The 3,885-nt window shown below is 70.8% G+C and carries 3 protein-coding genes; 2 read left to right on the plus strand and 1 reads right to left on the minus strand.

Annotated features, from left to right (window positions below):
• Positions 1-1,665 (minus strand): alkaline phosphatase D family protein, encoded by a 1,665-nt coding sequence (locus V6M46_RS05305; RefSeq protein WP_332662737.1) that lies wholly within the window; start codon positions 1,663-1,665, stop codon positions 1-3.
• Between the two features lie 149 nt (positions 1,666-1,814).
• On the opposite strand from V6M46_RS05305, the gene xylB reads away from it, so the two are divergent.
• Together xylB and V6M46_RS05315 are read left to right on the plus strand one after the other, a co-directional pair.
• Positions 1,815-3,224, plus strand: coding sequence for a xylulokinase (xylB, locus tag V6M46_RS05310; protein ID WP_332662738.1), 1,410 nt, complete (start codon positions 1,815-1,817; stop codon positions 3,222-3,224).
• A gap of 7 nt (positions 3,225-3,231) precedes the next feature.
• On the plus strand, positions 3,232-3,885 hold a 654-nt coding region (locus tag V6M46_RS05315), incomplete at its 3' end, for a TIM barrel protein (RefSeq protein WP_332662739.1).

A 3,885-nucleotide genomic window follows, 5' to 3' on the forward strand; every position in this document is an offset into this window, starting at 1 on the left:
CTACGGGCGGGAGGTCTCCCACTCGACGGTCTCGCGGGTGATCTCGTCGGCCGACTTGCGCTGCAGCTCGCGGAGCGCCGGCGGGCGGTCATACGTCTGGTTGAGCGTCGGCACCCGGTCCTCGATGACGAACGTCGCCCGGGTGAACACCGGCTCGTCGGGTGTCCTGACCTGAGTGAGGCAGCGGAAGTCGGCGCTGAGGTCGTCGGGGGTGATCGTCGTGTTGACGTAGCCGCGCAGGCTGTTCTGGAACTTGAGGTGCGGGTTCCAGCCCAGCCACGGGTGGGCGGTCGACGGAGAGTCCGCACCGTTGCCGCCCGACGTGATCGACGAGCACACCAGCTCGGTGCCGACCGAGGGCGTCGTCGGGTCGTCGTAGTTCAGCTTGAGCTCGCTGGCCCAGTGCGCGTGCACGTCGCCGGTCAGCACGACCGGATTGCGTACGCCGGCGTCGACCCAGCCCCTCGTGATCCGGTCGCGCGATGCCGCATAGCCGTCCCAGGCATCCATCGACACGGTCTTGACCGGGCCGGAGTTGTTGTCGCGCTGCGCGAAGAAGACCTGTTGCCCGATGACGTCCCACCGGGCCGTCGACTGGTGGAAGCCGTCGATCAGCCACTCCTCCTGGGCCGCGCCGGTGATCGAGCGCGCCGGGTCGATCGCGGCGGGACAGTCGGCGCGATAGCCGTCGCCGCAGCCCTGGTCGCTCCGGAACTGGCGGGTGTCGAGCATGTGGAACGTCGCTAGCCGGCCCCAGTGGAGCCGCCGGTAGAGCTGCATGTCGGCCCCGCGCGGCACGGACGTGCGCCTCAGCGGCATGTTCTCGTAGTACGCACGGAAGGCGGCCCGGCGGCGCTCGACGAATCCCGGGGTCTCCGCGACCTTCTCGGGGATGTCGGCGGCCCAGTTGTTGTCGACCTCGTGGTCGTCGAAGACCACGGCCCAGGCGGTCGCGGCGTGCGCCTCCTGCAGGTCGGGGTCGAGCTTGTACTGCGCATGCCGCTGCCGATAGCCCTCCAGTGTCACGGTCTCCGGCCCGTCGTGGTGGCGGACGTTGCCGCCGGGAGCGACGTACGCCCCGGCGATGTACTCGTACTGGTAGTCGCCCAGGTGCAGCACGAGATCCGGCCGGTCCTCGGCCAGCCGCCGGTACGCCGTGAACAGCCCGTGCTCGTACTGGGCGCAGGAGACGAACGACATCGCGAGCGATGCCGGCATCGCGTCGCGGCGCGGCGCCGTGACGGCTCGCCCGACGCGCGACAGGAACGGCCCGTGCGCGAAGCGGTAGAAGTACTCGCGGCCGGGCTCGAGGTCGTCGGCCTCGATGTGCACGGCATAACCGAGCTCGCGGTTGGTGATGGTGGCCCCAGCGCGTACGACTCGTCGGAAGCGCTCGTCGGTCGCGACCTGCCAGCTGACCGGGATGCGTACGTCGGGCATGCCGCCGAGGCCGTCGTCGGCGAGCGGATCGACCGCGAGCCGGGTCCAGAGGACGAAGCCGTCCGGAGTCGGGTCGCCGGCGGCGACACCGAGCGTGAACGGGTCGCGCGGCAGCTTGAGGGCGTGCGTACGGGCGTCCGCGGAGCCCGCGGCGACCGCAGGCGTGAGAGCGCCGGCACCGATGGCCGCGCCGTAGGTCAGGAAGTCGCGTCGAGTCGTGGGCATGCTCAAGTGATGTCTGCGCCCGGTGAACGTACGGCGACGCCGGAGGGCCGCTGCGCCGACGAGTGGGTGAAGTCGTGGACGCCCTGTCGCAATCTGGTGAATCATGCACGGCGCTTGACTTAATTCAAGACTCGTATTAAACCTGACCCATGGCATCGGACTTCGTACTGGGCATCGACTCCTCCACCCAGTCGACCAAGGCGCTGCTCGTCGACGCCGCGACCGGTGAGGTCGTCGCGCAGCAGTCCGCAGCGCATCCCGACGGCACCTCGGTCGACCCTCGGGCCTGGCTCGAGGCGTTCGACCAGGCCACTGCGGGGCTTCTCGACCGGGCCAGCGCGGTCGCGGTCGGTGGGCAGCAGCACGGCATGGTGGCCCTCGACGACGCCGACGCACCGGTACACGACGCGATCCTCTGGAACGACACCCGATCGAGCGCCGAGGCCCTCGACCTGATCGACGAGATGGGCGGCCCCGACGCCTGCGCCGAGACGATCGGCAGCGTGCTCGTCGCGTCGTTCACGTCGACCAAGCTGCGCTGGCTCCGCGACCACGAGCCGGACGCCGCCGCCCGTACGCGCCGGGTGCTGCTCCCCCACGACTACGTCTCCCGCCACATCACCGGCGGCGAGCCGTTCACCGATCGCGGCGACGCCTCCGGCACGGGCTACTTCTCGACCGCCAAGGACGACTGGCTGCCCGAGCTCGCCGACGCCGCCATCGGGCACGCGGTCGAGCTCCCCCGCATCGTCGCCTCGTCGGAGGTCGCCGCGACCACCACGAACGGCCTCGTCGTCGGCGCCGGCACGGGCGACAACATGGCCGCCGCACTCGCCCTCGACCTGGGTCCCGGCGACATCGTCGTCTCGATCGGCACGTCGGGAGTCGCCTCGGCGATCAGCACCTCGCGCATCGCCGACGGCACCGGCTCGGTCACCGGCTTCGCCGATGCGACCGGGCGGTTCCTGCCGATGACCACGACGATCAACGCCGCCCGCATCCTGGACCTGCAGGCCCGCCTCCTGGGCGTCGACCACGACGAGCTCGGCCGCCTGGCCCTCGCCGCTCCCCCGGGCGCCAACGGGCTGACGATCGTGCCCTACTACGACGGCGAACGTACGCCCAACCTGCCCGACGCCACCGGCACCTGGAGCGGACTGACCTCGTCGACCACCCGCGAGGACCTCGCCCGCGCCGCCTTCGAGGCGCTGCTCTGCTCCCTGGCCGACGGCGTCGACCACCTCGTCGCCAAGACCGGCATCACTCCCGGGCGCATCCTCATGGTCGGCGGGGCGGCCGGCAACGCCGCGGTGCACGCCATCGCGCCGGCGGTCTTCGGCAGCCCAGTCACCGTGCCGGCTCCCGGCGAGTACGTCGCCCTCGGCGCCGCCCGGCAGGCCGCCTGGGCGCTCGCCGGCACCGCAGAACCCCCGACCTGGGCCTCGGCCAACGCCGAGACGTACGACGCAGAACCCACACCTCCCGTGCGTGAGGCCTACGCACGCCTGCGCGACCGCACCATCCCGTGGTCCACATCCACCAACCCCTCACAGAAATAGGGCTCTCATGAGCATCCCCACCCCTTCCCCCTCCGACAAGTTCTCCTTCGGCCTGTGGACCGTCGCCTACCCCGGTCGCGACCCGTTCGGTGAGCCGACCCGCGAGCCGATGGACCCGATCTACGCCCTCGAGCGGCTCGCGGACCTCGGCGCGTACGGCGTCAACTTCCACGACGACGACCTGATCCCGTTCGGCTCCGACGACGCGACCCGCACGCAGATCATCGACCGCTGGAAGAAGGGCCTCGCCGACACCGGCCTGGTCGTCACCACCGCCACGACCAACCTGTTCACCCACCCGGTGTTCAAGGACGGCGGCTTCACGTCGAACGACCGCGAGGTGCGCCGCTTCGCGATCCGCAAGGTCATGCGCAACATCGACCTCGCCGCCGAGCTCGGCGCCAAGGTGTACGTCTGCTGGGGCGGCCGCGAGGGTGCCGAGTCCGGTGCGGCCAAGGACGTCCAGGCGGCGCTCGACCGCTACCGCGAGGCGTTCAACGTGCTCGGCGAGTTCGTGCACGACAAGGGCTATGACATGAAGTTCGCGATCGAGCCCAAGCCCAACGAGCCCCGCGGCGACATCCTGCTGCCGACGATCGGCCACGCGCTGGCGTTCATCGAGACGCTCGACCGCTCCGAGAACGTCGGCGTCAACCCCGAG

It is taken from the genome of Aeromicrobium sp., from assembly GCF_036676885.1.
Lineage (GTDB): Bacteria > Actinomycetota > Actinomycetes > Propionibacteriales > Nocardioidaceae > Aeromicrobium.

Excerpts from the sequence above, each read along its gene's own strand:
- V6M46_RS05305 (WP_332662737.1), bottom strand. The coding sequence starts at position 1,665 with ATGCCCACGACTCGACGCGACTTCCTGACCTACGGCGCGGCCATCGGT.
- xylB (WP_332662738.1), top strand. The coding sequence starts at position 1,815 with ATGGCATCGGACTTCGTACTGGGCATCGACTCCTCCACCCAGTCGACC.